General features: G+C 45.9%; 19 protein-coding genes. 4 read left to right on the forward strand and 15 right to left on the reverse strand.

What is annotated here, in order from left to right; genetic code table 11:
• Window positions 1-172 precede the first annotated feature (172 nt).
• Window positions 173-3040 (forward strand): leucine--tRNA ligase, encoded by a 2868-nt coding sequence (gene leuS / locus FEM33_RS22320; RefSeq protein ID WP_139014193.1) that lies wholly within the window; start codon window positions 173-175, stop codon window positions 3038-3040.
• A gap of 78 nt (window positions 3041-3118) precedes the next feature.
• Here leuS and FEM33_RS22325 read toward each other — a convergent pair whose 3' ends face one another.
• Entirely contained in the window at window positions 3119-3499 is a 381-nt protein-coding gene (locus tag FEM33_RS22325; protein WP_139014194.1) for a hypothetical protein, read from the reverse strand.
• 182 nt (window positions 3500-3681) lie between these two features.
• Here FEM33_RS22325 and FEM33_RS22330 point away from each other — a divergent pair, with 182 nt between their 5' ends.
• On the forward strand, window positions 3682-4485 hold the full coding sequence (locus FEM33_RS22330; protein WP_139014195.1) for a glycoside hydrolase family 25 protein: 804 nt from the start codon (window positions 3682-3684) through the stop codon (window positions 4483-4485).
• Window positions 4486-4587: 102 nt separating this feature from the next.
• The gene (locus FEM33_RS22335) at window positions 4588-5304 is read left to right on the forward strand and encodes a hypothetical protein (RefSeq protein ID WP_139014196.1); all 717 of its coding nucleotides are present in this window, start codon (window positions 4588-4590) and stop codon (window positions 5302-5304) included.
• Window positions 5305-5368: 64 nt separating this feature from the next.
• Here the strand turns inward: FEM33_RS22335 and FEM33_RS22340 are convergent, their stop codons facing one another.
• From FEM33_RS22340 to FEM33_RS22390, 11 genes are all read right to left on the reverse strand, one after another.
• The gene (locus FEM33_RS22340) at window positions 5369-6490 is read right to left on the reverse strand and encodes an agmatine deiminase family protein (RefSeq protein WP_139014197.1); all 1122 of its coding nucleotides are present in this window, start codon (window positions 6488-6490) and stop codon (window positions 5369-5371) included.
• Window positions 6491-6611: 121 nt separating this feature from the next.
• On the reverse strand, window positions 6612-7196 hold the full coding sequence (locus tag FEM33_RS22345) for a Hint domain-containing protein (RefSeq protein WP_139014198.1): 585 nt from the start codon (window positions 7194-7196) through the stop codon (window positions 6612-6614).
• A gap of 23 nt (window positions 7197-7219) precedes the next feature.
• A complete protein-coding gene (locus tag FEM33_RS22350; protein WP_139014199.1) occupies window positions 7220-8314 on the reverse strand; it encodes an AEC family transporter in 1095 nt (364 codons plus the stop codon).
• Window positions 8315-8578: 264 nt separating this feature from the next.
• Entirely contained in the window at window positions 8579-9766 is a 1188-nt protein-coding gene (locus tag FEM33_RS22355; RefSeq protein WP_139014200.1) for a pyridoxal phosphate-dependent aminotransferase, read from the reverse strand.
• Window positions 9767-9909: 143 nt separating this feature from the next.
• Window positions 9910-10482, reverse strand: coding sequence for a hypothetical protein (locus tag FEM33_RS22360; protein WP_139014201.1), 573 nt, complete (start codon window positions 10480-10482; stop codon window positions 9910-9912).
• Between the two features lie 42 nt (window positions 10483-10524).
• A complete protein-coding gene (locus FEM33_RS22365) occupies window positions 10525-12006 on the reverse strand; it encodes a SusD/RagB family nutrient-binding outer membrane lipoprotein (RefSeq protein WP_139014202.1) in 1482 nt (493 codons plus the stop codon).
• A 30-nt stretch (window positions 12007-12036) separates the two neighbouring features.
• Window positions 12037-15195: a SusC/RagA family TonB-linked outer membrane protein gene (locus FEM33_RS22370; protein ID WP_139014203.1), complete on the reverse strand. Its 3159-nt coding sequence runs from the start codon at window positions 15193-15195 to the stop codon at window positions 12037-12039.
• Window positions 15196-15963: 768 nt separating this feature from the next.
• Window positions 15964-16863 (reverse strand): carbon-nitrogen hydrolase, encoded by a 900-nt coding sequence (locus FEM33_RS22375; RefSeq protein ID WP_139014204.1) that lies wholly within the window; start codon window positions 16861-16863, stop codon window positions 15964-15966.
• Window positions 16864-16917: 54 nt separating this feature from the next.
• On the reverse strand, window positions 16918-17895 hold the full coding sequence (locus FEM33_RS22380; RefSeq protein ID WP_139014205.1) for a glycosyltransferase family 9 protein: 978 nt from the start codon (window positions 17893-17895) through the stop codon (window positions 16918-16920).
• Window positions 17888-18802 carry a lysophospholipid acyltransferase family protein gene (locus FEM33_RS22385; RefSeq protein WP_139014206.1) on the reverse strand — a complete coding sequence of 305 codons (915 nt, stop codon included), beginning with the start codon at window positions 18800-18802 and terminating at the stop codon, window positions 17888-17890. The genes FEM33_RS22380 and FEM33_RS22385 overlap by 8 nt, the downstream gene beginning before the upstream one ends.
• 83 nt (window positions 18803-18885) lie before the next feature.
• Window positions 18886-19803 carry a lysophospholipid acyltransferase family protein gene (locus tag FEM33_RS22390; RefSeq protein WP_161597214.1) on the reverse strand — a complete coding sequence of 306 codons (918 nt, stop codon included), beginning with the start codon at window positions 19801-19803 and terminating at the stop codon, window positions 18886-18888.
• Between the two features lie 105 nt (window positions 19804-19908).
• Here FEM33_RS22390 and FEM33_RS22395 point away from each other — a divergent pair, with 105 nt between their 5' ends.
• Window positions 19909-20250 carry a hypothetical protein gene (locus tag FEM33_RS22395; RefSeq protein WP_139014208.1) on the forward strand — a complete coding sequence of 114 codons (342 nt, stop codon included), beginning with the start codon at window positions 19909-19911 and terminating at the stop codon, window positions 20248-20250.
• Here the strand turns inward: FEM33_RS22395 and cobA are convergent.
• The 3 genes from cobA to FEM33_RS22410 all read right to left on the reverse strand — a co-directional run bounded on the left by cobA (window position 20247) and on the right by FEM33_RS22410 (window position 24656).
• Window positions 20247-21020 (reverse strand): uroporphyrinogen-III C-methyltransferase, encoded by a 774-nt coding sequence (gene cobA / locus FEM33_RS22400; protein WP_139014209.1) that lies wholly within the window; start codon window positions 21018-21020, stop codon window positions 20247-20249. The genes FEM33_RS22395 and cobA overlap by 4 nt on opposite strands.
• Before the next feature lie 66 nt (window positions 21021-21086).
• Window positions 21087-23312 (reverse strand): ferredoxin-like domain-containing protein, encoded by a 2226-nt coding sequence (locus tag FEM33_RS22405; protein ID WP_139014210.1) that lies wholly within the window; start codon window positions 23310-23312, stop codon window positions 21087-21089.
• 99 nt (window positions 23313-23411) lie between these two features.
• Window positions 23412-24656, reverse strand: coding sequence for a sulfate adenylyltransferase subunit 1 (locus FEM33_RS22410; protein WP_139014211.1), 1245 nt, complete (start codon window positions 24654-24656; stop codon window positions 23412-23414).
• Between the last annotated feature and the right edge of the window lie 2 nt (window positions 24657-24658).

The following is a 24658-nucleotide window of genomic DNA, read 5'->3' on the forward strand; positions in this document are numbered from 1 at the left end:
ATGCCCGCAGGAGAAAATGAATTGAGCCGGAAATGCCTGAATATGATCAAAAAAGCTAATTTTGCGGTCGCTTTTACAAACAGGCAGCAGCCCTTGTTTTCTTCCGAAGCAATTTGAATGAAGACGGGATTCATGGCGGGGCCGTTCAGGAACAGGGATAAATGTTAAATATATGAGTGAATACAGTCATCGGGAAATAGAAAAAAAATGGCAGGCTTACTGGGAGAGCCAGGGAACATTCAGCGTTGAAAACCAGTCTGATCGTCCTAAATATTACGTTCTGGATATGTTTCCGTATCCATCCGGCGCAGGTTTGCACGTGGGCCATCCGCTGGGCTACATTGCATCGGATATTTATTCCCGTTACAAAAGACAGAAAGGGTTCAATGTGCTCCATCCGATGGGTTTTGACAGCTTCGGGCTTCCTGCTGAACAATATGCCATCCAGACCGGACAGCATCCGGCCATTACCACCGAGCAGAATATATCCCGTTATATCGAACAGATGAAAAACCTGGGTTTCAGCTACGACTGGAACCGGGAAGTGCGCACGTCTGATCCGGGTTATTACAAATGGACGCAGTGGATTTTCATGGAGCTTTTCAAAAGCTGGTATAACAATGAAACACAGCGTGCGGAACCCATCGAAACGTTAATTTCGATTTTTAAGGAAAGCGGAAATACAAAGGTTAATGCGCCTTGCGATGAAGATACGCCTGCTTTCTCGGCAGAAGAATGGAATGCCTGGACGGAAGAAGACCAGTATAAAATGACGCTTAAATACCGGCTTACATATGTTGCGGATGCAACCGTAAACTGGTGCCCGGGACTGGGTTCCGTGCTTTCAAATGACGAAGTAAAAGATGGTGTTTCGGAACGAGGCGGTTTTCCGGTCATACAGAAGCTGATGCGGCAATGGATGATGCGCATTACAGCTTATGCACAGCGTTTGCTGGACGGACTGGATTCCATTGACTGGACGGAATCGCTGAAAGAACAGCAGCGCAACTGGATCGGGCGGTCTGTCGGGGCTTTGGTGAAGTTTGAGGTTTCGGGAGAAGGGATTAAAGGAGAAAAGGAAGAAAGGGACGATGATTCTCTGGATTCAACTTCTTCGGATTCACGCGTTATTGAAGTTTTTACGACTCGTGTGGATACGATTTATGGTGTTACATTTATTGTGCTTGCGCCGGAGCATGAACTGGTGGATGCTATTACAACGCCGGAACAGCGCGGAGAAATTGATGCATACATTGCTTCTACGCAGAAGAAATCCGAACGTGACCGGATGACGGATGTTAAAACGGTTTCAGGTGCTTTTACGGGTGCCTATGCGATCAATCCTTTTGATGGTGAAAAATTGCCGGTATACATTGCGGATTACGTTTTGGCAGGTTACGGAACCGGCGCGGTCATGGGCGTTCCTTCCGGCGACCAGCGCGACTGGAATTTTGCCACGCATTTCGGGTTATCCATTGTTCAGATTCTGGATGCGCAGAAAGGCATTGAAACGCAGGCGGATGCTACGAAAGAAGGGCATTACATCAATTCAGGAATGATCAACGGACTTACTTTTCACGAAGCCAATAAAGTTCTGATCAGTTACCTTGAAGAAAAAGGCATTGGAAAAGGAAAAGTCAACTACCGTCTGAGAGATGCTGTTTTCAGCCGTCAGCGTTACTGGGGCGAGCCGGTTCCGGTTTTTTACAAAAATGATTCTTCAGGAAACCCGCTGCCGTATTTGCTGGAAGAAAACGAACTTCCTCTGAACCTGCCGGAAGTTGACAAATATCTGCCGACTGAAAACGGAGAGCCGCCATTGGGACGTGCACAGGACTGGTCGCATGGTTCCGGGAATTATTACGAACTGAGTACAATGCCGGGATGGGCGGGAAGCAGCTGGTACTGGTACCGTTACGTGGACCCGAAAAATCAGGAGGAATTTGCTTCTAAAGATGCGATCCATTACTGGCGGGATGTGGATTTGTATATTGGCGGAACAGAGCATGCAACGGGACATTTGCTTTACAGCCGTTTCTGGAACAAGTTTCTGAAAGACAGAGGATTTGTTCCGGAGGAGGAGCCGTTCAAAAAGCTGATCAATCAGGGAATGATCCAGGGAAGGAGCAACTTTGTTTACAGGATTAAAAGTGAGGATTACAGCAAACCTGTTTTTGTAAGTGCCGGTTTAAGATCGCAATATGAGGTTTCTGCCCTCCATGTGGATGTAAATATTGTAGAAAATGACGTGCTGGATGTTGAAAAATTCCGGAAAACACGTCAGGATATTGCAGGCGAAGCTGCGGAATTCATTCTGGAAGACGGAAAGTATCACTGTGGTGTGGAGATTGAGAAAATGTCAAAATCCAAGTTCAATGTAGTCAACCCGGATGACATTGTGGAACGCTACGGCGCGGACACCTTGCGCTTGTACGAAATGTTTTTGGGACCGCTTGAACAGGCAAAGCCGTGGAACACAAACGGTATCGACGGAACATTCCGATTTATCCGGAAATTCTGGCGGCTTTTTTACAACGATGCCGGACAATGGATGGTGAAAGACGTAGCGGCGAAGCCGGAAGAACTTAAAATCCTGCACAAGACCATCAAGAAAATTGAAGAGGATACCGAGAATTTCTCGTTCAATACGGCGGTAAGTACATTTATGGTTTGTGTAAACGAACTGGGAAGCCTCAAATGCCAGAGCAGGGAAATTCTGCAGGAACTTGTTGTGCTGCTTTCGCCTTACGTGCCACATATTACCGAGGAATTGTGGGCTTTGCTGGGCAACGAAGCAGGAACGCTTACAAAGGCAAGTTTTCCAAAGTGGGAACAGAAGTTCATGATTGATGCCGTTTTTGAATATCCGATCCAGATCAACGGGAAAGTCCGGATTTCACTTCCTTTTGCGCTGGATACACCGGCTTCTGATATTGAAAAAGAGGTACTTGCCAATGAAACCGTTCAGAAATGGATGGAAGGCAACAAGCCTAAGAAAGTCATAATCGTGCCGAAGCGTATCGTGAATGTAGTGATCTGATCCTGCTGTATTTATAAGTTAAAAGGTGGCGCTGCCGATTGGCAACGTCACCTTTTTTTATGCTGCGCAACCGTTCGGTTATTCAAAACTGATTTTTCTTTCGGCAGGTTTTTCGCTCAGTTCAAAATGGTGGGAGTGTTTTTCACCGTTGCCATAAACTTCAATATGGTAATTTCCATCGGGCAATTCGCTTACGTCCAGTGATTTTCTGTATTTGTCCATATTCTTGCCAATGATTTCTTTATACATCGTATTTCCACGCTGGTCTGTCAGGACAATAACGGTTTTGCCGGCGGTAAATTTGTCCACACAAACCTGAATTTTGCCGCTTCTTGAAGCGTAAATACTGGTTCCGAAGCTGCTTGTCTTTTTGGCCTCTTTGTCTGATGCAAAAGAACTAAAAGCGAAAGTGGCAGAAAATGCTACGGCTAATGCGATTGTTTTAAGTGAATTTTTCATGGCTGTATATTTTTAAGTTGGCTAATGTTGTTCTGAATGAACATGACAAAGGTAAGGGCTATAACAGGTACTATGTAATACAAAGTACATGAGCGGCAAACTGGTAAAATGAACGGCCGCAAGCCCGTCACAATCTTGAACGATCCTGATTTCCGTTGCCGATCTTTTGTACTTTTGCACATATGGCAAAGAAGAAAGTGCAAATTCCTGCGGATGACCCGGAATATATAAGACCGCTTCCTGCAAAAGGCTGGGCAATTATTGCAGCAATTGTTTTACTGATTGGCGGGCTGGTCTGGTGGCTCGACAGAAAGGATGAAAACCAGTGGGAATTTGTCAGTAAATTCGGCATCAAGCTGCCGTTACGATATGCCATTCACGGAATTGATGTTTCGCATCACAACGCAAAAATCAACTGGGACAAACTAAAAAATACGCATTCAGGAAACGTCAGAATTGATTTTGTCTATATCAAAGCCACCGAAGGCGCCACGCATCTCGACAGGCAGTTTCAAAGAAACTGGCGTGAAGCAAAAAGGGTAGGGATGAGGCGCGGCGCCTATCATTTTTACAATCCGAGGGTGATGTCCGGCCGCCAGGTGCAGAACTTCATCGGTCAGGTGAGAATGGAACCCGGCGACCTGCCGCCTGTTCTGGATCTGGAAACGCATGCGCACAAGCCGGACGATATCATCATTCGCGGCGTTCGGAACTGGCTGGAACAAATTGAAAAACATTACGGAATGCGGCCGGTGATTTATGTAAACGAACATTTTTACAAAAAATACATAGCCGGCAATTTTGACGATTACCCGCTCTGGCTGGCCGGCTATTCACGCACGCATGTCAATGACCTCGCAACCGATTCGCAGGTTTTGTTCTGGCAGCATAGCGAAAAAGGCTGGGCCGACGGAATTCATGGTTTTGTGGATTACAATGTATTCCTTCACGAGCCGGAAGACTGGAAAACACTTGCGGGGCGTTAGCTGGATCCATTGCCGGAACCGAATAATAAAGCAGGTATTTATACGCTGAAATACAGTGGCTTATAATGATAGATTTGATAAACAATCAAACGCTCATATGCCATGAAATTACTTTCCAACTGTCTACTTCTGCTTATGGTCTGCCTTTCCGCAGTTTCATGCACTACAACGGCCATTCTTTCGTCCAAATTTGAAAGCTATACGGCTGAAACCTTGCCCGCACACAACATTCCCGGTGATCCTGCCGGCGACGAAATAACCTATGTTACCGAACTTCAGCCCCGAATCCGGATCGTCAATTCTGCAAGTGCCGGTCAGAAGGCATTGCGTTTCAGCCAGGTTTCAGCTTCGGGCCTTACTGCGCATAATCAATGGCTCGGATTCAAGGGAATTTCAACAAATCTTACGCAGCCGCTGTGGTTTTATTTTACGGCTACGCATTCCGGAACGGGCGGAAGGCTGACGATTGATGTTTCAGACGGCGTTGCCAATCTGTTTGCAAGAATGATGATCAATCCAAATGGCGATGTAATTGTCGTGCGCAGCTTTCCTTCCAATGAGGAAATGGTCGGGAACATTCCGCCGGGTATGCCGCATACCATCATTTTCACACTGAACCTGAATAACGGCAAGTACAATTTGTCTGTTTTAAAGTCGGGCGGAAATATTCTGGTCAATGACATTCCGGTCCTGGTGGAAAACATATTGTCCTATGCCAATCCGTCCCGGCCGGCGATCGGTTTCCGATTTGAAGACGGCAGTTCGGATACAAGGCAATATGTGCTGGAAGAAATTTTTATCAGTAAAAAGCAGCCTTAAACTATACTTTTAAAACTGCATTCCTCAGACTGGACAGCGCAGAAACTGTCGTCTGAGGAATTTTTTATATCAGCGGTTCCTGCTGGCTGAGGCAATGGAAACTTCCTTGTCCCCAGATGATTTCAGTTGCTTCCAACGGGATAATTTTACGGTCTGGAAATGCTTTTTCCAGAATGTCAATGGCAGTCTGATCATTCGGATTATTAAAAACAGGAACGATCACGCCCGCATTGCAGATCAGGAAATTGGCATAAGAACCCGGCGTACGGAAATCGTCAATGACAACGGCTTTCGGCATCGGGATTTCCACGATATTCAATTGCTTGCCATTTACAAGCCGCATTCTTTTCAGCATTTCAAGATTGGTATGAAGAATATCGTAATTTTCATCATTCCTGTCATTTTCCACGCATGCTACAACGGTATCTTCATTGATAAAACGCGTTGTGTCGTCGATATGCCCGTCGGTGTCGTCACCGACGATGCCGCCTTCTACCCACAGAACCTGCTCAATACCGTAATATGCACTCAGTTTTTCTTCAATCTGGCTCTGATTCAGGTGCGGGTTGCGGTTCAGGTTCAGCAGGCAGGATTTGCTTGTCAGCAAGCTTCCGGCACCGTTGAATTCCACTGCGCCGCCTTCCATGATAATGCCCGGATTCACAACCGGAATGTTCAGGTATTTTGCTACGGCTTCCGGTGTGCGGTTGTCGTCGTCATAAGGAGGATATTTGCCGCCCCACGCATTATGGCCCCAGTTAACGATCATTTTTTCCGACGTTTCCTTATTGATCAGAAAAGCAGGCCCGTGATCGCGGCACCAGGCGTCGTTCGTCGGTTTTACAATAAATTCAATTCTGGAAAGGTCAACGGCTGTTTTGTCCAGCTCTTCAATAATATAGTTTTTCAGATTTTCGTCATTCGCAATGATTCCGACATTTTCGCCTTGGCTGATTGCTTTTATAAATGCAAGATACTGCGGGCGCATCCTGGCGAGCCTGTCGCCTTGCCAGGAAGAATCATTATGCGGAAATGTAAGCCAGGTGGCACGATGCGGAAACCATTCGGCTGGAAATGAAAACCCGAGTTCTCTCGGAGTCAGTTGGTCGGTAAATTCAGGCACAACGGATGATTTGTAAGTGTAAAATAAAAGCGGCAAATAGCAGGAACAGCTTCGGGCCAGCATTGCCGTTACCCGCAATTTCCTGATCTTTTTAACGGCCGTTACAATGATTTACCTTCTTAAGAAAAAAATGGTTCCCGTTACAGGAACCATTTGAACGATGTAATTGAGTAAATAATGCGTTTCAGTTATTTGCAACCACTACATTTCCGACCAGAAAAGTGCCGTCGGCTGTTTCAAGATTGTATGCCTTGCTGATTTTTCTTGCGTTTTCCTGCACAGCGCCTACTTTCCAGGATGACACCACGCCGGTTAAAGGTTCATAGCGGTAAAGAATATCGTTTTTCGAAAGTTTGCTCATTCTTTTTTTGCCGTGACGTGTCTGCACGTAATGCTGCGGGGCGGCTTCCAGCAATATGGCCGGAACCATCGTTTTCTGATCCGCTTTTTTACCAGCAGGTTTAAGATACACGGCTGTCAGCGCGGAAGCGGGTTTATCATAAACATCAATGTGTTTCACCTCCGTAATCATGTTCCTGCCGTTTTTAAAGGTTTGGACATGTTCGCCTACTTTTACATCTGCAATGCGTTTGATGCTTCCGTCGGCCATTGTAACGGCTGCATTGGCGGAGAAGAAACGACTGTTTTTGTGTTTTCTTAAAAAATGAAAAGGTTTGGTTTTGATCCCGGCTGCCAGACTTTCGGACGGTGCAAACAGGCTTGAAAAAGAAATAACAAGTAAAGTTGTGAAAACGGCGACCTTTCGCATAAAAATATATCAGTTCAGGAAATTCAGGCTTTGGATACTTTTACAAATACTTTGCTCAGCGCATTCGGCAGCGCGCCAAGTGCAATCAGTACAAGCCCGGAAGTGAGAAGGGTAGACGTATGCGCAAAGAATGAGCCCGACGACAAAATGGCAAGAATCAGGATGGTTGAAAAAGGCAGTGAAAAGGCAAGCAGCAGAACGGCCAGTTCGAGGTCAAAAGTCCTTTTTTCCTTCGGCATCGACTTGGCCTCTTCCCGCAGGTTGAATGCGGAAATATGCGCAAGCGGCCAGAAACTTGCCGCGCTCAGCGGAATGACAATGGCCAGCAGGATCATGGAAAGATCCGTAATGTTGAGAACGTAAATCATTCCTGCGCTGATAATCATCGTGATCCCGGCACGGAAAAACAGGATGCTCGCCACAATTCTTTTCTTTCCTTCTTTCAGCTGAACGGCCAGCCCGATGAACAAAAGCACAAGCGGCGTCATCATGGCGCTGGTTTTGTCAAAAATCTCGGTAATGACAGACGGCAAAGTATTATAAGTTATCCCGAAACTCAGGAGAATGATCGCAAGGAAAATCAGGATATTGATCGGTTCCTGGAACATGCTTGCAAAAAGGCTTTTCAGCTTGCCGCCCATTTTGGTTTCCTTGTCGTCGCTGTTTTTCAGGAACATGTTCATGGCCAGAATATACAGCGAAATCAGTACAAAAAATTTATTTCCTACATCGGCCAAAGCAGCAATAGCAAGGCTTTTTTCACCCAGAAATTCCGCAATGAACGGAAAGCAGGACAAGCCGGGTGCAAGCGAAGGAATCAGCATCATCAGCGTTCTGCCCGTCGGGCTGTTTTTTTCAATACCGAAAAGCGTAAAAGCAAGCGGAGCGGAAAAGAACATCAGAAAGTTGAAAACCAGTGTGACCACCGGAATTATGATCATGGAAGAACTGATTTCGATCTTCATCAGTGATATAAAGATCGTGGATGGCAATGCAACGGATAAAATAATTTCTTTGATGCCGTTCGTCTGGTCTTTGTTCCTGAACTTGCTTTTGAGCAAAAGCCCCAAAGCAATCAGTAATAGGAGTGTTATGGTTTTTTGCAATGCATCACTCATGATCAAAAAGAATTTGTGTGGTCAATTTGTTACTTATGAAGATGAATTAAGGAAGGATTTTGATGTAAATATCTTGGAAACCTACTTCATGCCTGGAATGAAAAGTCATTTTTGGTCATGAATTGTTTGGAATGTCGTTTTTGGTTTGGAACTGTCATATTGAGCAAAGCTGGAATCATGAATGTAAATGATTATACATCTGCTATTCCGAGCAGTGGACAATCCGGTTTGCCCAATATGACAGGTTACTAACAAGCAGAAGGATCAGCTCAGCTGGCCGAGGGCGCCTACAAATGCTTTCATTTCGTCCATGGTTCCAATACTTACACGGCACCAAGGTTTGTTCTGAATGTCGAATGACCTTACAGAAATACCTTTTGCAGTCATCTTCGTCAGCAGTTCCTTGCCGGGCATGCTGATCGGGAACAGTACGAAATTCGTGTAGGACGGAATGTATTTGTATCCCATTTTATCCAGATTCTCGTACAGGTAGGTTTTGGCTTCGTGGTTCAGCTTGCGTGTATTTCCCTGAAAATCCTTATCGTCCAGACTGGCAGAAGCTGCAAAAATGGAAGTATAGGAAATTCCCATTCCGCCGCGCGTGATTTTATTGATCTGTTCCAGGAACGAAGGCAGTGCAGCCATGTAACCGACACGGATACCGGCCATTCCCATGATTTTGGAGAACGTACGGGCCACGATTACATTTTTCTTCTGCGAAAGCAAAGAAACCATACTTTGCGTGTCGGCACCAACAGCAAGTTCGATATATGCTTCATCCACAAATACAGGCACTTTCTCGGAAACGCGTGAACAGAAATCCAGCAGATCCTGTCCTTTTGTGATGGCTCCGGTCGGATTGTTCGGGTTGCAGACGTAAACCAGTTTGGTATCTTTGTCAACGGCCGCTTCCATGGCTTTCAGGTCATGCGACCAGTCGGCAGTACAGGGAATTGCTTTCCACGTTGCGCCTACTGATTCGGCTACTTTTATAAGCGACATATAGCAGGGATCAGCCGAAACCACGTTCCCGCCGTTCATGAACAATACAAGCGCCACTTTTTCCAGAAGATCGGATGATCCCGGGCCCATCATGATGTGGTCGGCAGGAACGCCTTCTTTCTTGGCAATTTTATCAACGAGATCATACATTTCTTTCCATGCGTAACGGTTCCCGTATTTCACAGAATCCGCAACGGCTTTCTGTGCCGACATGGGCGGTCCGTAAGGATTTTCATTGGATGACAAGCGTGCAATGATTTTCGGAGCTTTGAAGTCAGCTGGTAAAAAATGCTCTCTTACCATTGGGCTACGGTAAATTCTGCTCTCAGGGTCAAGAGGTAAAGGTGTATTTGCGAATGCTCCCATGCTTAAATGCGGAGCCAAAGTCATACCTCCGATTGCCATTAAACCGGATTTCAACAGATTCCGACGGTCCATTTTCTGATTCATTGTATTCTTGTTTAGTAGTAAATGTGACGATAATAATAATATATTGTATAAATTGAAAAGCGCAGAATAAGATTTCTTATAACTTCCTAAATTTAAAATTATTTAGTCTGAAATTGTAGTATATCAGACTTTCTTTGATAAAATTAATTTTTGGTCACTGCCATTCTTGAGGTTCTTGTAAAAGCAATTCCCTTGTAAGTTCCGCTCCAAGTCAGATTGATGATATCATCTTTTCTCTGGATCCGGTTTCCTGTCAGTCCCAGTGCTGCGTAGGAGGTTTTGATGGTTACAACGCCGTTTGCATCCGAAGAAACTTCACCAAGCTGGCCGCTTGCTTTAAATGTTTCCGGGTTGAAAGTGTATGTGGCGCCATTGTATTTCAGCGTTTCGGTTTTCACCACTTTGGTAAGGTCATAGCTTATTTTGATGGCAAGATTGGAAACCGGAATGGAGTCGATGCCTTTGGTATGATCCAGAATGTTCGTTTTGTCCAGTTCAAATAATCTGGAAGTCAGCGTAAGTTCTTTCATGGAACTGTCGTAGGAAACGGAAGGCGTGCTTGCAAGGGGCGCACCAAATGCGGCACCGACAATATCCACCAGTACCGGCGCTACATCCCTGTCCAGAAACGGGTCTTCTTCCTTACACGACGTGATGCCGCCGGTTACTGCCATAGCGAGGCAAATGGTTGCAAAGTATGTTTTGATATTTTTCATAATGCTTAGTTCTTGATTAAGTATGGAAGAGCCTGCGGACGGTTATTTTTCTGCCCACCATAATTTGGTTTTCATATCATTCGGGCCGCCGTTCAGCGCTTCGCCCGCTTTTACTGCTTCGGCGTTCAGTGAATATTCGGAGTTCGGGTATGGAAAGCGTGTCGGAAGGATTCCGCCGTTTTGCAGAACGGCACGCGGGTCCGGCAATGGGAAAACAGGAAATCCGGTTCTGCGCCATTCGATCCATGCTTCAACGCCTTGTCCGAAAAGGGATACCCATTTCTGTTCCAGTACCTTTTCACGCGTAACAGGCCCTACATTTGCAAGAAAAGTGGCCGGCGTGGTCAGTCCGTACTGGCTGAAAGATGCATTGATACCATTTTCAAAATACGTTTTGGCAGTTCCGGCGGTGATGTCTCCGTCAAGCGCAGCCTCGGCCAGAATGAAGTTGAGTTCGGAAAAAGTCATGATCACTTCCGGTGCCTCGGCTTTGGTAAATGCGCTTCCGATTGTGGAACTGGTGGCCAGGTAAGAAGTGGCAATGGCATCCGGAAGCCCGTTCGCATGTCCCTGATAATTGCCCTGTTTGTTTGGATTGGCATAAACGGTAATCCGTGTATCACCGAGCGAGTTCATTTTGTCGGCCAGCGTTTTGCTGATATTCCAGTCGGTCCGTCCGTCCTGAAGAAGAATCTGGTTCCATTCGTTATTGCTTGGAAGTACGGCAGTTCCTTTCAGCTGCGCATTGTCATCGTTGCTGGTGAAAACAGGGAACGTAGTCGGATTGGCCAGTATTTCCTTCATAATGGCGCGCGACTCAGCCGGTTTTTTGGCAGCCTGGCGGTTTGCGAGACGCAGGCGAAGGGAGTTCGCAAACTTTTTCCATTTCAGAATATCGCCGCCGTACAGAATATCGCCGGCCACGGCAGGGCCTCCGACCGTCAGCTTTTCATTTGCCATTTTAAGGTCATTCAGCATGCCTGCATACACCGCCTCCATGGCATCGTACTTGGGCGTATAAATCGGTTCGTCGGCGGTTCCTTTTACGGCGTCCGTGTAAGGAATGGCACCGTACATATCGGTCAGCAATGAGAAAACCCACGTGCGCATCACCAGTGCAACGCCTTCATAATTGGGATTCGGATTGGCCGAGCCTTCGCCGGTCAGCAGAATGATGCGCTGAAAATTGAGCTGTGAGTCGTTGTAAAAACCTTTCCAGTTATTGGCAACCAAAGCAGGTGAAACCGTGTAATCGTCGCCTTCATTGGAGTAAATGTTTCGGGTCAGGTGCTGTACGTACAATTCCGCCGCGTCGATATTGATCCGTTCGAAACGGTTGCGGTGCCCCCAGTAACGGTCGATGGCTGTTTCGATTCCGGTCGGGAGCAGGTATTGCGGTCCTATTGCCGTAGGGTTGTTAGGACTCGTGTTCATTTCATCAAAATCTTTGGTACAGCTTGTCGCAGTCAGCATTCCTGCAAGTGCCGCCATCCAGATGGTTTTGTGATTCAGTATATTTTTCATCTTTTAAGATCTTTTTTTGGGTTGATGTGATCAGAATGACAAGGACAGGTTCATGCCGACACTGCGTGAGCTTGGAAGTTCGCCGTATCCGAAACCCTGCTGGTTTCCTCCTTTTCCATCAATTTCCGGGTCAATATGCGGTGTATTCTTGAAAATCATCCAGACATTGCGTCCTACAAGAGAGAGTTTTGCATTTTGTATTTTGATTCTTTTGAGGAACGACGGGCTGAAATTGTAACCCAGTGATACTTCACGGAGTTTTACAAAGCTGGCATCGAAAATAGCCGACTCATGGTAATTTCTCGGATTGCTGTAACCGTACAACTGATTGGCCGTTACGATAATGTCATTTGGAATGTAGGATTTGCTGCCGTCAGGACTTGTAACTTCACGCACCCCTTTCCCGATTACGCCTTCTTCGCGTCCGAGTGCCGTTTCGGCATACTGGCCTGTCCAGCGGGCTGTTCCGGTTCCTTCGTCGTAAATGTCCCCGCCGATGCGTACATCAACCAGTGCGCTCAGTGTAAAACCTTTGTAGTTGAACGTATTGAGCATACCGCCGATCCAGTCCGGCTGAATGTTGCCGAGTTTCTGGTTGGAAACCGTTACCGGAAGTCCGTTCGCGCCGTAAACAATTTGTCCGTCCGGAGATTTCTGGAAACCTACACCGTAGAAAGTACCGTACGATTCGCCAACGCGAGCTTCTGACGACATACCTCTTTGTGTGGCAAGCGTATAGGTTGTAAGTCCTTCTGCCAGTTCAACGACTTTGTTGCGGTTGCGGGCATAGTTAAGCGAAACATCCCAGCTGAAACCATTTGAGAATTTCAAAGGTGTTCCCGAAACGGAAATCTCGACGCCTTTATTGGTTACTTTTCCGGCATTCAGGATGCGGTTGTTGTAGCCGCTTGCCTTGGAAATTTCCACACCCAGAATCTGGTCTTTCGTGGATTGTTCGTAGTAAGTTGCATCCACGCCCACTTTGCCTTTAAAGAAACGCAGGTCGGCCCCGAGTTCAAGACCGGTTGTAATTTCGGGCTTCAGGTTGGAATTGGCGATCTGGATGTTTTCGGTAAATTTAGGTACTGATCCGTTCCATGAACCGCTGGCAACGAAAGTCTGTGCAAGCTGATAAGGCGTGGCGTCGTTTCCAACCTGTGCATAGCTGGCGCGGATTTTACCGAAACTCAGGACGCTGCTTTTTACATCAAACAATTCTGTGATGACGGCACTTAAAGAAGCAGAAGGGTAGAAGTAGGATCTTGCATTGGAAGGCAAAGTGCTCGACCAGTCATTTCTGGCGGTCAGATCAAGAAAAATCGCATCTTTCCACGAAAGGTTTACCGTTCCGAACAAGCTCTGCGTTTCGGATTTCTGGATCAGACTTTCAATTGTATTGGCGCTCGGAACCGAATTGCCGGCATTGTAAAGGCCATCCACAACAAGCTCGCCTACATAAAAGTAATTTCTTTTGTAATAATTGGTCCGCTGGATTCCTCCGAACTGAACATTCAGGCCGAAGTCCGGTGAAATGTCTTTGTTGTAAGTCAGCATGAAATCCGAGTTGGTTTCTTGGCTGCGCAGTACTTCTTCGGAATAGCGGCCCGGTGTACGTACGCCGTTACGAACACGCAGGAAATTGGAAACATTCACGCGGGTATCCGTCCAGTAATCCGTTCCGCTGCGCAGCATCAGGCTCAATGAAGGCAGGATTTTGTAGTTCAGCGCAATATTTCCCAGCAAGCGGTCTTTCTCATTTCCCGAAGGCAGGTTTCTCTGGGAAAAATACGGGTTGGTAAAAAAGGTATGCTGCCAGTTTGGTGGCTCGGTATCGCCTTCGGGCTGGTTATGTACGGCGGTATAAGCTTCATAATTCCGCAGCTGATCCCAGGAAACATGGCGGTGAGACCATATGAATTCCTGTCCGCCCGCATAGCTTCTGTTGTCGGAACCGGATTTGATGTATTCGCCGGATAAAGTAATGCTGATGTTTTTGGTAAGATTATAACCGGAATTGATCCTGAAATTGTTGCGGTGAAAGTCATTGTAATACATAATTCCTTTCTGGTCCAGACGGCTTAGTCCGAGGCGGAAATAACCTTTGTCATTGCCGCCCGAAAGGGCCACGCTGTTGGTGATCGTGCGTCCGGTCTGCCAGTATTCTTCCCAGTTGTTGGGCTGAGGAGTCAGTGGTGCAACATCGTCACCAGTCCACCACTGTCTCACCAGGCGTCCGTCCATAGGAGCTCCCCAGCTTTCGTCTGTTCCCGCTGAACCCGCGGCCGGATATCTTTCATCGTAAACTGCCCTGTATTGTGCAAGTTGTGCCGGATCGGTGATCTGTGAGCTCCATCCGTCGTTGTACCAGGTGCGGTAACCGTTTCCGCCGCCGTAAGTATTCTGGAAATCAGGCTTGATCCAAGGGCGCTCAAACGTAATATTGGAATTGACTTCCACGCCAAGTCCTTTTGTTCCCTGTCCGTTTTTGGTTGTAATGAGTATAACGCCGTTTGCAGCGCGTGATCCGTACAATGCAGCCGCATTCGGGCCTTTCAGTACAGACATTTCCTTGATGTTGTCCGGGTTAACTTCTGAGATACCGCCGCCATAGGTTTTGTTGGCAGTCTGTTCCATCGGCACGCCGTCTATAACGATAAGCGGCTGGTTATTTCCTGAAACGGAAGATGCGCCTCTGATCTGGATGTTGGAACCGCTTCCGGGGCCGCCATTGGATTGCACCCTTACACCCGCAATTTTACCCGATAAAGCATTGGCCACGTTTGTGGAACGTGATTCCGTCAGTGCACTTCCTTTTACTTCCTGAACCGTGTAGCCCAATGCTTTTTTCTCGCGTTCAATCCCGAAAGCCGTTACGACTACTTCCGAAAGCTGCCGTGTGTCGGCATCCAGTTTTATATCAAATTGTGTTTGATTGCCTATAGGAATTTCCTGAATCAGAAAGCCGACATAGGATATTACAAGCGTGCCGTCGCCGGGAACAGAAAAGCTGAATTTCCCGTCTGCATCTGCATTGGTACCTACATTTGTCCCCTTGAAAATTACGGATGCGCCCGCAAGGCCCAGCCCGTCTTCGGACGCCGTTATTTTTCCGCTGATCTCACGCACCTGGGCATGAGCAAGCGAAGAACACAGGCAGGTCCATACTAATAAGAGTAAAACTTTACGCATTGGAAGTACGGTTAAATTGTTGTTAGGTTTGAACAGGCAAGTGAAGAAAGTTATGGCTGTGTGGTGTCCACGTTGCCGTGCGCCGCACACACTTTCGCGTGGACAGAACAACACAGCCATAAGCTTGTAAAACTGCTTTTCCGGAAAGCAATACCCTCTTAATCGAGGACAAACAACAACATGAAAAATGTCAATGCAAATGCAGGACAACTTCTTGTCGCTTGTCCACAGTAACAGCTACTCGTATAAAAAAAATTATATTGTATTGAAGCAAAACCGACCGGAAGGATGCAATCATGCACCTTCGGGTTATCGCTAATATTCGTTCAATACGTTCAGATATATTATTGTGCGGCTGTAATATATCTTCGGTTCAGAAGTTCAGTCATTCGTTTAATGACTTCTCAAATATACTGACAATGATAAAAAATGCAAGAGAAAAGTTTTAAAAAGTAGCAAATTTTGCAATAATAATTGGTCATTTAAAATCAGTATAAAATATTATATTACTAATTTTATAAATTATTTGATTTTAATGGTTTTTGGGCAGGATTGAGTGTTCATAAAATATTTCTACGTATTTAAATAAGATAATAGGCTAAATAATAGACCTTTATACGTCAAAATCGTGGATTTTCATGTAACAGGCAGTTACTACCGCCCCGAAATAATTATATACGTAGCTGGCACTTAAGTAAAAAAGCGGCAGGCTTCAATTTTGAAGCCTGCCGCTTTTTTACTTGGAAAAATTATATTGCTGCTGAAAACTCAGTCGATGTATCTTTTGAGAATCGGCCGGTAAGAGTCAATTCTCCTGTCTCTCAGAAACGGCCAGGTAGTCCGGTAATGATCCAGTTTCTGAAGGTCCAGTTCCTGCACATGCGTTACCTCTTCTTCATGCGGTGCCAGGTACAAAAGCCTTCCGTGCGGATTGGCAATGAACGAGCCGCCCCAGAACTGCTGGTCTGCTTCGCGCCCCACCCGGTTTACAGCCACAACGTACACTCCGTTGGCAACGGCATGTCCGCGCTGGATCGTCTGCCATGCGCCGTATTGTTCTTCATTGATCACCGGTTCTTTTTCATTGGTATCCCAGCCAATTGCAGTCGGATAAAACAGGATTTCTGCGCCCATCAGACTTGTAATCCTGGCCGCTTCCGGATACCATTGATCCCAGCAGATCAGCACACCGATTTTGGCAAATTTCGTTTCAAAAATCCGGTAACCGTCCGTATCCGAAACCTGATCGCCCTGTGCAGCGTCGCCGGGCGTAAAATAGAATTTTTCGTAATAGCCGGGATCGTCCGGAATGTGCATTTTACGGTATTTTCCAAGGTATGCGCCGTCAGCATCAAGGACTGCAGTCGTATTATGGTATAATCCATGCGCTCTTTTTTCAAAAAGCGAGGCGATGATCACAACGCCAAGTTCTTTTGCAACGGAGCCAAGCGTTTCGGTTGACGGGCCCGGAATGGCTTCTGCAAGCAGGAAATTGTGATGATCTTCGACGTCACAGAAATAGAGCGATCTGAAAAGCTCCTGAAGACAAATTATTTGGGCACCTTTTGCGGCCGCGTCGCGTATCCCGGCAATGGCTTTCTGAAAGTTAGCATCAACATCCTCAGTACAACTCATTTGTACTATACCTATGTTTACCTTTTTTGTCATGGATTATAGTTCGTGGATTTTCTTTTTACTGTAAATTTTTTAACGTTAATTTCTTCACAGTAGTTCTTTGATCGGAAATTCAAATGAAATATCGTTCATGCATCTGAAGTGTTTTTGAGGGCAGGCTTTGTAACCGATTTTGGAACATGGCCGGCAGCGGAGGTTGTTGTTTTCCAGTACTTCAAAGGAGGTTTTGTACGGGTACATGCCAAAAGCAGGAACTGTATTTCCCCAGATGGAATAAACTTTCTTTTTGAATGCCGCAGCCACATGCATCAATCCCGTATCGTGCGAAAATACGATAACGGACTTTTTGATCAGTGAAGCAGACTGATTGAAATTGTATTTTCCGCAAGCATTGAACACAAGCATGTCGCCGATTGCTGCCCTGATGGCTTCACCCGTCTCTTCATCTTCCTTTCCGCCGAGGAGTATTACCGGAAAGTTGATTTTTTGGCAGAGTTCAATCATTCTCGGCACCGGCAGTTTTTTGGTGTTATGCTGCCCGCCGATTGCATACGCTACAAAGCCTTTCCGGTGCGTTTCAGGAAGCCAGCTCAGTTCCACCTCATCTTTGTACGGAATAAAATAATCAAGCCCTTTTCCGTCATTGGTGATGCCGAAAGTTTTTACCGTTTCCAGGTATCTGTCCACAATGTGAACGTCCGGAAGGTAATTAACCTTGAAACTCGTCAAAAGCCATTTCTGTACATTAAGCTTGTCAAAGCTGAAAGACGGAACCCCCAGGGCAAGTTTGATGCGCAGGGTTCGGATGTTGGAATGAAGATCAATGATATAGTCGAACTTTTCAGCTTTCAGTGCTTTCAGGATTTCGCTGATACCGGAATTCAGGAGCCAGATCTTATCAATGTAAGGATTGTCGCGCAGCAGAAACTCGAACTTGTCTTTTGTAAAATAATGGATTTCTGCATGGCCGTGCTGTTGCTTCAGGCATCTGATGACCGGCGTAGTAAGCACAATGTCACCGATGGAAGAAAAACGCAGGACAAGGAATTTGACGGGTTTATTCACTTTTTATTTCTTGACGTTTCTGATAGGGCAGGAGGTTCTGAGGGCGCGTATGTTTCCACCGCCGATGGCTCCACAGCCAGTTGTCCGGCTGCCGGATAATGTCTTCTTCCAGAAACTCGATCTGGCTCTGAAGAATACTGTTTGCCGGCTCCTGCTTCGGATTTTCAGTGATCAGTTTAAAATAGGTCTTGTAAAAGCCTCTTTTTATTTCATCCCGCAAAATTCCCATATACAAAACCGGCGCATTGAGCCGGCGTGCAATGAGTTCGCCTCCGCGGAACACGCCCGTATCCTGATTCAGAAAACGGGTCCAGTATGCTTTCTCCGGATTGGGCGACTGATCGTTGATCAGGACAAACAGAAACGGTTTTTCGCGCGGTGCAAGCGCTTTTACCATTGCTTCTTTCATCGGTACCATTTCAGTTCCGAACTTTGTCCGCACTTTTTTAAACCAGTCTTCAAATATTTCATTGGCAAGCTCGTGATAAACGACAACAATCTGGTAGGATAATTTGGCAGAAGCAAATAAATTCAGCATTTCCCAGTTTCCAAGATGGCCGGAAACAACCACAACATTTTTCTGCTGAGCATAATAATGATCCAGTAAAACGGTTTCCAGCTCAAATCTTTCCAGCAGATCTTTTTTGGAAATAGATCTCAACTTGATTGTTTCAAAAATAATGTCGGTAAAATTCCGGTAATATTTCTTGGCAATGGACTGGATTGCAGAATCGTTGTAAGCCGGAAAGCTGTTTTGCAGATTGCCGATGATGACATTTCTTCTGTAACGGCCTATTTTAAAAATCAGAAAGCGGAAAATGTCAGAAAGTTTATATAGTTTTTTCCAGGAAAGCCTCGAAATCGCTGTCAGGATAAACAGTAATAATCGGGTGGAAAGTGTTTTCATTGAGTAAATTTCTTTTGCAATGAAAAAGCAAATCTGCAAAGGAAATAGTTCCGGAAAATGCCACTTAAATCGCCGGACCGGGCTTATAGGTCGGGTAAGCGCAGAGCGAGTGTTTGTTCCGGTTTCAGGTTCTGCGGCCTTTTATGTTTCCATCGCCTGTGGCTCCACAGCCAGTTATGCGGCTGCTGCTCAATGTCTTTTTCAAGAATCTGCAGTTGTTTTTCCAGAATGACATTGTTCTGGACTTCCCTCGGGTTTTCGGTAATGACCGAAATGGCCACTTCATAATATCCTCTTTGATTGGCAACTTTGCTGAAATCGGCATAAAGTACAGTCAGGTTATAACGGCGTGCAATGGTTTCGACGCCCCGGAAAACGCCGGTATCCTGACACAAAAACTTGGTCCAGAAAGCCGTCTTCGGATTAGGCGACTGATCATTTGCGAGTACCACGACGTAAGGTTTATCCCTCGGCTTCTGCAGTTCCTTGAAAATATTGTCCATGGGCACCAGCACGGCACCAAACCTTGTTCTCAGGTCCAGAAACCACTGATCGGAAGCCGGGTTCTGAAGCGGTCGGTACACCACAATGCATTCATGCTTGAAGCAGAGCGATGAAAACAGGTTGGCCAGTTCCCAGTTGCCTCTGTGCCCCATCAGAAAAATAATATTTGTTTTATCATGGTAAAACTTGTCCATGATGCTGATATCTCCTTGCAGCCGTTCGCGGACACATTCCGGGCTTGCGCTCCGGAATTTGATCGTTTCCACGATCAGATCGGTAAAGTGGATGCAAAAGTTCTTTTCGATACAGTTTAATTCTGCATCTGTTTTTTCAGGGAAACTGTTTCTGAGATTTTCACGGATCACCTTTTTACGGTAACCGATTACGCCGAACACAGACCAGCAAAGAAAGTCGGAAAGCCGGAAGGCATTTTTCCAGGAAAGATGCGAAACCTGATTGAGCAGCGAAAAAAGAAACTGGGAAATAGTGTGCTTCATGAAAACAATTTTTGCAATAATACGTATATATAGTATGTATATAAAATGTTGGCAATTGTTTTCAGAATTGTTAAATTCACTGTTTCTAACCAACTTCATAACGACATGCTGGCAGAATTATTGGATATAAAGAATGATCGCCGCATGAGCGTATATCTTTACCGGCTGGGCTTCGGGATGTGGCTGATGTATCTTGTGCTCGGGGCACCTGCACTGCATACCTATCATCATTACCGCCAGGATTGTGGATTGTTATCGTTCATACTGATGATTTTCGGATTCAGTGCTTCCATGGTTTATGATTATTTTCATCACCATGATCAGTATGAAATGAAAAAGAAATGGCTTTTTATCAGCTATGCTGCCCTGGCAGTAATTATTTACTTTCTTGAATTCCGGGGCAAGGAAAATTTTATTGACCTGAACTGGCTGCTGAGCCTGTTTTAATCTTCCTTCAGATTGGCTGGCTTGTTTTTTGCAATCATTTCCTGAATCTGCTCATAAGACAAATCCGGAAGCGCAGCCACTTTTCCAATGACGATGATTGCCGGTGAAGCCATTCCGCTCACTCTGGACAACGGCACAATATTGCTGATTTTTCCCGTAATCAGTTTCTGGTTTTCAAGCGTTCCGTTCTGAATAATGGAAACGGGTTCGTCCAGTTTATGGATGGCGGAATAGATGGAAACGATTTCTTCCAGTTTATGCAAGCCCATCAAAATGACAACCGTTGCCGTTGACTGTGCAGCCAGATAAAGGTCTTTGGAAAGTTCGTGTGCTTTGGTCGTGCCCGTAATGACCCAGAAACTTTCACTTATACCTCTGGAAGTAAGCGGAATGCCAGCCGAAGCAGGAGCTGCATAACTGCTGGAAATACCCGGAATGACTTCTGTTTCAATTCCATGCTGTGACGCAAAAGCAATTTCTTCGTATCCGCGACCGAATATAAACGAGTCACCGCCTTTCAACCGGACAACTTCGCCATACTTTCGGGCATTCTCAACAATAAGATCATTGATTTCATCCTGCCCGCAGCTGGTTTTGCCAAAGCGTTTTCCGACAAGAATTTTGATACAATCAGAAGGGCAGTAATCAAGAAGAGCCGGATGTGCGAGTGAATCGTATAATACAACCCGTGCATTTTGCAGGGCCTTAACTCCTTTGAGGGTTATAAGTTCCGGATCGCCCGGCCCTGCACCAATTAATGTAAGTTTCATATTTGAATGGAACCCGGCTTTCAGCAAACGGTTATCAGATTCTGTTTACTGAAAGCCGGAATTCTTTTAGCTGTCTTTTCCGAATGTCAGTTCCTGCAACACGGGCTCGCCGGTTTCGACAAGCTGGTTTTCGCGGGATTGCTGAACAAAGTTCAGGAATTCAGAAGCTGTATTGATAAAGTAAGTTGCAAACTCCTCACCCGGCTCAAACTTGTTGATACTGAATGCAAGTGAACGGAAAGGTGTCTCTGCTGAATCCGGCAAAACAAACTCCGCAGGAATTTCATACCGGAATTCTTTGCCAAAGTTGGTTTCAAAGTCATTGACAATGCCGTACTGCGTATTGGTGCTCACATCTTTGGTCATCAGCAGTGCTTTTGCACCGGTAATCAGCACATTATATGCATGGTAAATGGCGTCGGCCCAGTTTCCTGCTTCGTAGTTTTCTCTGGATAATTTCAGTTTCTCCTGCGCTTCGGTAATAGTGGTCGCCACAAGATCAATCATGACACCGGCACATTCTCCGACGCCTACCTCTGTTTTGAACAGTTCGTCATGATCCCAGTCACGGTAATCGCTGTCCTGAACATTTGTCAGATCGGCAAGCGGTTTCAGCAACTGATAAAAATAATTCTTGGTCTGACGATTGTAGTACTGGTTAAAATATTCACCGTCAAAGGCATTCTGTTCATAATCATTGAACAAGATACGCAATGCTTCGGGTCCTCTCTTTGTAGGGATCTTGATTACTTTGTCACCGATCAGACCAACGCCATCGCCGGAAAAACCACCGCCAAGCAGCACTTGCAATGCCGGAAGTACGAGTTTGCCATTCTTTATGGAACTGCCATGAAATCCGATGTTGGAAGCATTGTGCTGTCCGCAACCGTTCATGCAGCCGCTTATCTTTATTTTGATATCCTGATTGTAAATCATCTCAGGAAATTCATCCCGCATCACATCTTCCAGCGCACGGGTAATGCCGTAGCTGCTTGAAATGGCAAGGTTGCAGGTATCAGTTCCCGGGCAGGTTGTAATATCCGCCGTGCTGTCAAAACCGGGCGTTGCCAGGCCGAGACCTTTCAACCGCTGGTAAACGGCTGCAAGATCTTCGGGCTTGATAAAACGAAGCAAATAACCCTGATTTACAGTAACCCGGATATCATCCGCTGCATACGCACGAACCAGATCGGCCAGTGAACGTGCAATACTCGAGTTCATATCGCCCAGCAGAACACGCAGCTGAACGGCATACCATCCTTTTTGTTTTTGCTCAAAAACGTTTGTTTTCAGCCATTTCTGAAATTCTTCAGTTTCATCTGCTTCCAGCGTCGCACTTGCAAGACTAATGATTTCATCGTTGCTCAGTGAAGGACGATCAGCATACTCAAGACTTTCGGCAGGTTTCTGAAACAGATCCTCAGGTATGCTGAAAACTTTGTTTTTCAATGCCGTACGTTCTGCTTTTGCTTTTTCCAGCAAATCTTCCAGACCAATGTCGTTCAAAAGGAATTTCATACGGGCCTTGTGACGGCGTGTACGTTCTCCGAAGCGGTCAAAAACGCGCAATAACGATTCTATAAAAGGAATAACGTGTTCTTCTTCAAGAAATTCGTAAGCGGTTTGTGCAGAAAAAGGCTGAGCGCCCAATCCGCCGCCGATCAGTACTTTAAATCCTTTTACCTGTTCGCCTTTGTCGTTCAGTCCCCATTTGGCGATTAAGCCAACGTCATGAATGAATGCCAGTGCGGAATCTTTTTCTGAGGAAGAAACGGCAATTTTGAATTTCCGGCCCATATCCTGACAAATCGGGTTGCGCAGAAAATAGGCAAATATGGAATGCGCAATCGGCGAAACGTCAAAAGGTTCGTCCGGATCAATTCCGGCGATGGATGAAGCCGTTACGTTACGAACCGTATTTCCGCAGGCTTCTTTCAACGTAATGCCCGCATCTTCCAGGTCAGCCCAGAGCTGCGGCGAATCGGAAAGTTTTACAAAGTGTAGCTGAATATCCTGACGGGTAGTCGCATGCAGGTTTCCGGTTGCATATTTGTCCGAAGTATCTGCAATTCTCACCAGCTGATCCGCCGTAACGCGGCCATAAGGAAGTTTGATACGGATCATCTGAACGCCCGGCTGACGTTGTCCGTACACGCCGCGGGTAAGACGAAACTTGCGGAATGCTTCATCCGGCGTTTCACCGGTATTGAACGCACCGATTTTTTGCTGCAGATCAATAATATCGCGCTTTGCAACGGCGGATACTTTTTCAGAAATGATTATTTCGCTCATGTTGATATTCTTATTTGCACTGTCACGCTGAGCGAAGCCGAAGCTTATGCGACTGATTTAATGCTCTTTCGCTCAATATGACCGTTAATTATGGTCCTTTTATTCAATCATACATGCCCCGACCGTCACATTGGAAGTTTCATCGATCAGGATGGCTGCGCCGTTGGACCGGTTTCTCTGATATGCGTCGTAAGCAATCGGCTGGGCTGTTCTCAAAACAATTCTTGCAACATCATTCAGTTTCAGACTTTCTACTTCGTCCAGCTTTTCGTAGGAATTGATATCAATCTGATATTCTATGTCGCGGATGGAACAGCGGGACCTTGCAGTTCCGTGCTGTAATACGTATTTATTTCCGGGTTTAAGTTGTTTTTTGTCATCCATCCAGCAAACAAGCGCTTCGATATCCTGACTGACAATTGGCGAATTATTCAGAGAAACGATCATATCTCCGCGGCTGATGTCAATATCGTCTTCCAGCAGTATGGTAACCGATTCTAAAACAGACGCTTCTTCAATTTCGTTTCCGCCGAATTCAATTTTGGCAATTTTTGATTCCTGCTCGGAAGGAAGCACTTTGATCAGATCTCCTTTTTTGAACGTTCCGCTTTGTACACGGCCTGCATACCCGCGGTAATCGTGCAGTTCTTCTGTCTGGGGACGGATTACGTACTGAACCGAAAAACGGCTGTCTTCCAGATTTTGGTCTTTCAGCACATTTACATTTTCAAGAACGGAAAGCAATGTTTCGCCTGTATACCAAGGCATGTTTACGGATCTGTCAACAATATTGTCGCCGTTCAGTGCACTTACGGGAATAATGGTCAGGTCCTTGATCAAAAGCTTTGAAGCAAGTTCCTGATACGATTTTGCGATTTCCAGAAATGCGTCCTCTGAATTTCCTACAAGATCCATTTTGTTGATGGCCACAATGACATGCGGAATGCCGAGCATGGAGGCAATCAGCGAATGGCGGCGTGTTTGTTCCACAACGCCATGACGTGCGTCTACCAAAATAATGGCCAAATCCGCGTTGGAAGCGCCCGTAACCATATTTCTTGTATACTGAATATGGCCCGGTGCATCAATGCTGATGAATTTCCGTTTTGGTGTCTGAAAGTATTTGTACGCAACGTCAATCGTAATTCCCTGTTCCCGCTCGGAACGAAGGCCGTCCGTCAGTAATGCAAGATCGATTTCTCCAACGTTACGGCTTTTGCTCGCGCGTTCGATGGCTTCCATCTGGTCTGCAAGAATATTTTTTGTATCGTAAAGCAAGCGTCCGATCAATGTACTTTTTCCGTCATCAACGGAACCTGCTGTAATAAATCTTAATAAATCCATTT

The organism is Dyadobacter flavalbus (assembly GCF_006149045.1).
Taxonomy (GTDB): domain Bacteria; phylum Bacteroidota; class Bacteroidia; order Cytophagales; family Spirosomataceae; genus Dyadobacter; species Dyadobacter flavalbus.

Bases quoted from the DNA above. Each gene is read 5' to 3' on its own strand.
- FEM33_RS22355 (WP_139014200.1), bottom strand. From the start codon at position 9,766: ATGAATCAGAAAATGGACCGTCGGAATCTGTTGAAATCCGGTTTAATG.
- FEM33_RS22390 (WP_161597214.1), bottom strand. From the start codon at position 19,803: ATGAAGCACACTATTTCCCAGTTTCTTTTTTCGCTGCTCAATCAGGTT.
- FEM33_RS22360 (WP_139014201.1), bottom strand. From the start codon at position 10,482: ATGAAAAATATCAAAACATACTTTGCAACCATTTGCCTCGCTATGGCA.
- FEM33_RS22335 (WP_139014196.1), top strand. From the start codon at position 4,588: ATGAAATTACTTTCCAACTGTCTACTTCTGCTTATGGTCTGCCTTTCC.
- FEM33_RS22330 (WP_139014195.1), top strand. From the start codon at position 3,682: ATGGCAAAGAAGAAAGTGCAAATTCCTGCGGATGACCCGGAATATATA.
- leuS (WP_139014193.1), top strand. From the start codon at position 173: ATGAGTGAATACAGTCATCGGGAAATAGAAAAAAAATGGCAGGCTTAC.
- FEM33_RS22405 (WP_139014210.1), bottom strand. From the start codon at position 23,312: ATGAGCGAAATAATCATTTCTGAAAAAGTATCCGCCGTTGCAAAGCGC.
- FEM33_RS22370 (WP_139014203.1), bottom strand. From the start codon at position 15,195: ATGCGTAAAGTTTTACTCTTATTAGTATGGACCTGCCTGTGTTCTTCG.
- FEM33_RS22375 (WP_139014204.1), bottom strand. From the start codon at position 16,863: ATGACAAAAAAGGTAAACATAGGTATAGTACAAATGAGTTGTACTGAG.
- FEM33_RS22365 (WP_139014202.1), bottom strand. From the start codon at position 12,006: ATGAAAAATATACTGAATCACAAAACCATCTGGATGGCGGCACTTGCA.
- FEM33_RS22395 (WP_139014208.1), top strand. From the start codon at position 19,909: ATGCTGGCAGAATTATTGGATATAAAGAATGATCGCCGCATGAGCGTA.
- cobA (WP_139014209.1), bottom strand. From the start codon at position 21,020: ATGAAACTTACATTAATTGGTGCAGGGCCGGGCGATCCGGAACTTATA.
- FEM33_RS22325 (WP_139014194.1), bottom strand. From the start codon at position 3,499: ATGAAAAATTCACTTAAAACAATCGCATTAGCCGTAGCATTTTCTGCC.
- FEM33_RS22410 (WP_139014211.1), bottom strand. From the start codon at position 24,656: ATGGATTTATTAAGATTTATTACAGCAGGTTCCGTTGATGACGGAAAA.
- FEM33_RS22350 (WP_139014199.1), bottom strand. From the start codon at position 8,314: ATGAGTGATGCATTGCAAAAAACCATAACACTCCTATTACTGATTGCT.
- FEM33_RS22385 (WP_139014206.1), bottom strand. From the start codon at position 18,802: ATGAAAACACTTTCCACCCGATTATTACTGTTTATCCTGACAGCGATT.
- FEM33_RS22345 (WP_139014198.1), bottom strand. From the start codon at position 7,196: ATGCGAAAGGTCGCCGTTTTCACAACTTTACTTGTTATTTCTTTTTCA.
- FEM33_RS22340 (WP_139014197.1), bottom strand. From the start codon at position 6,490: ATGCTGGCCCGAAGCTGTTCCTGCTATTTGCCGCTTTTATTTTACACT.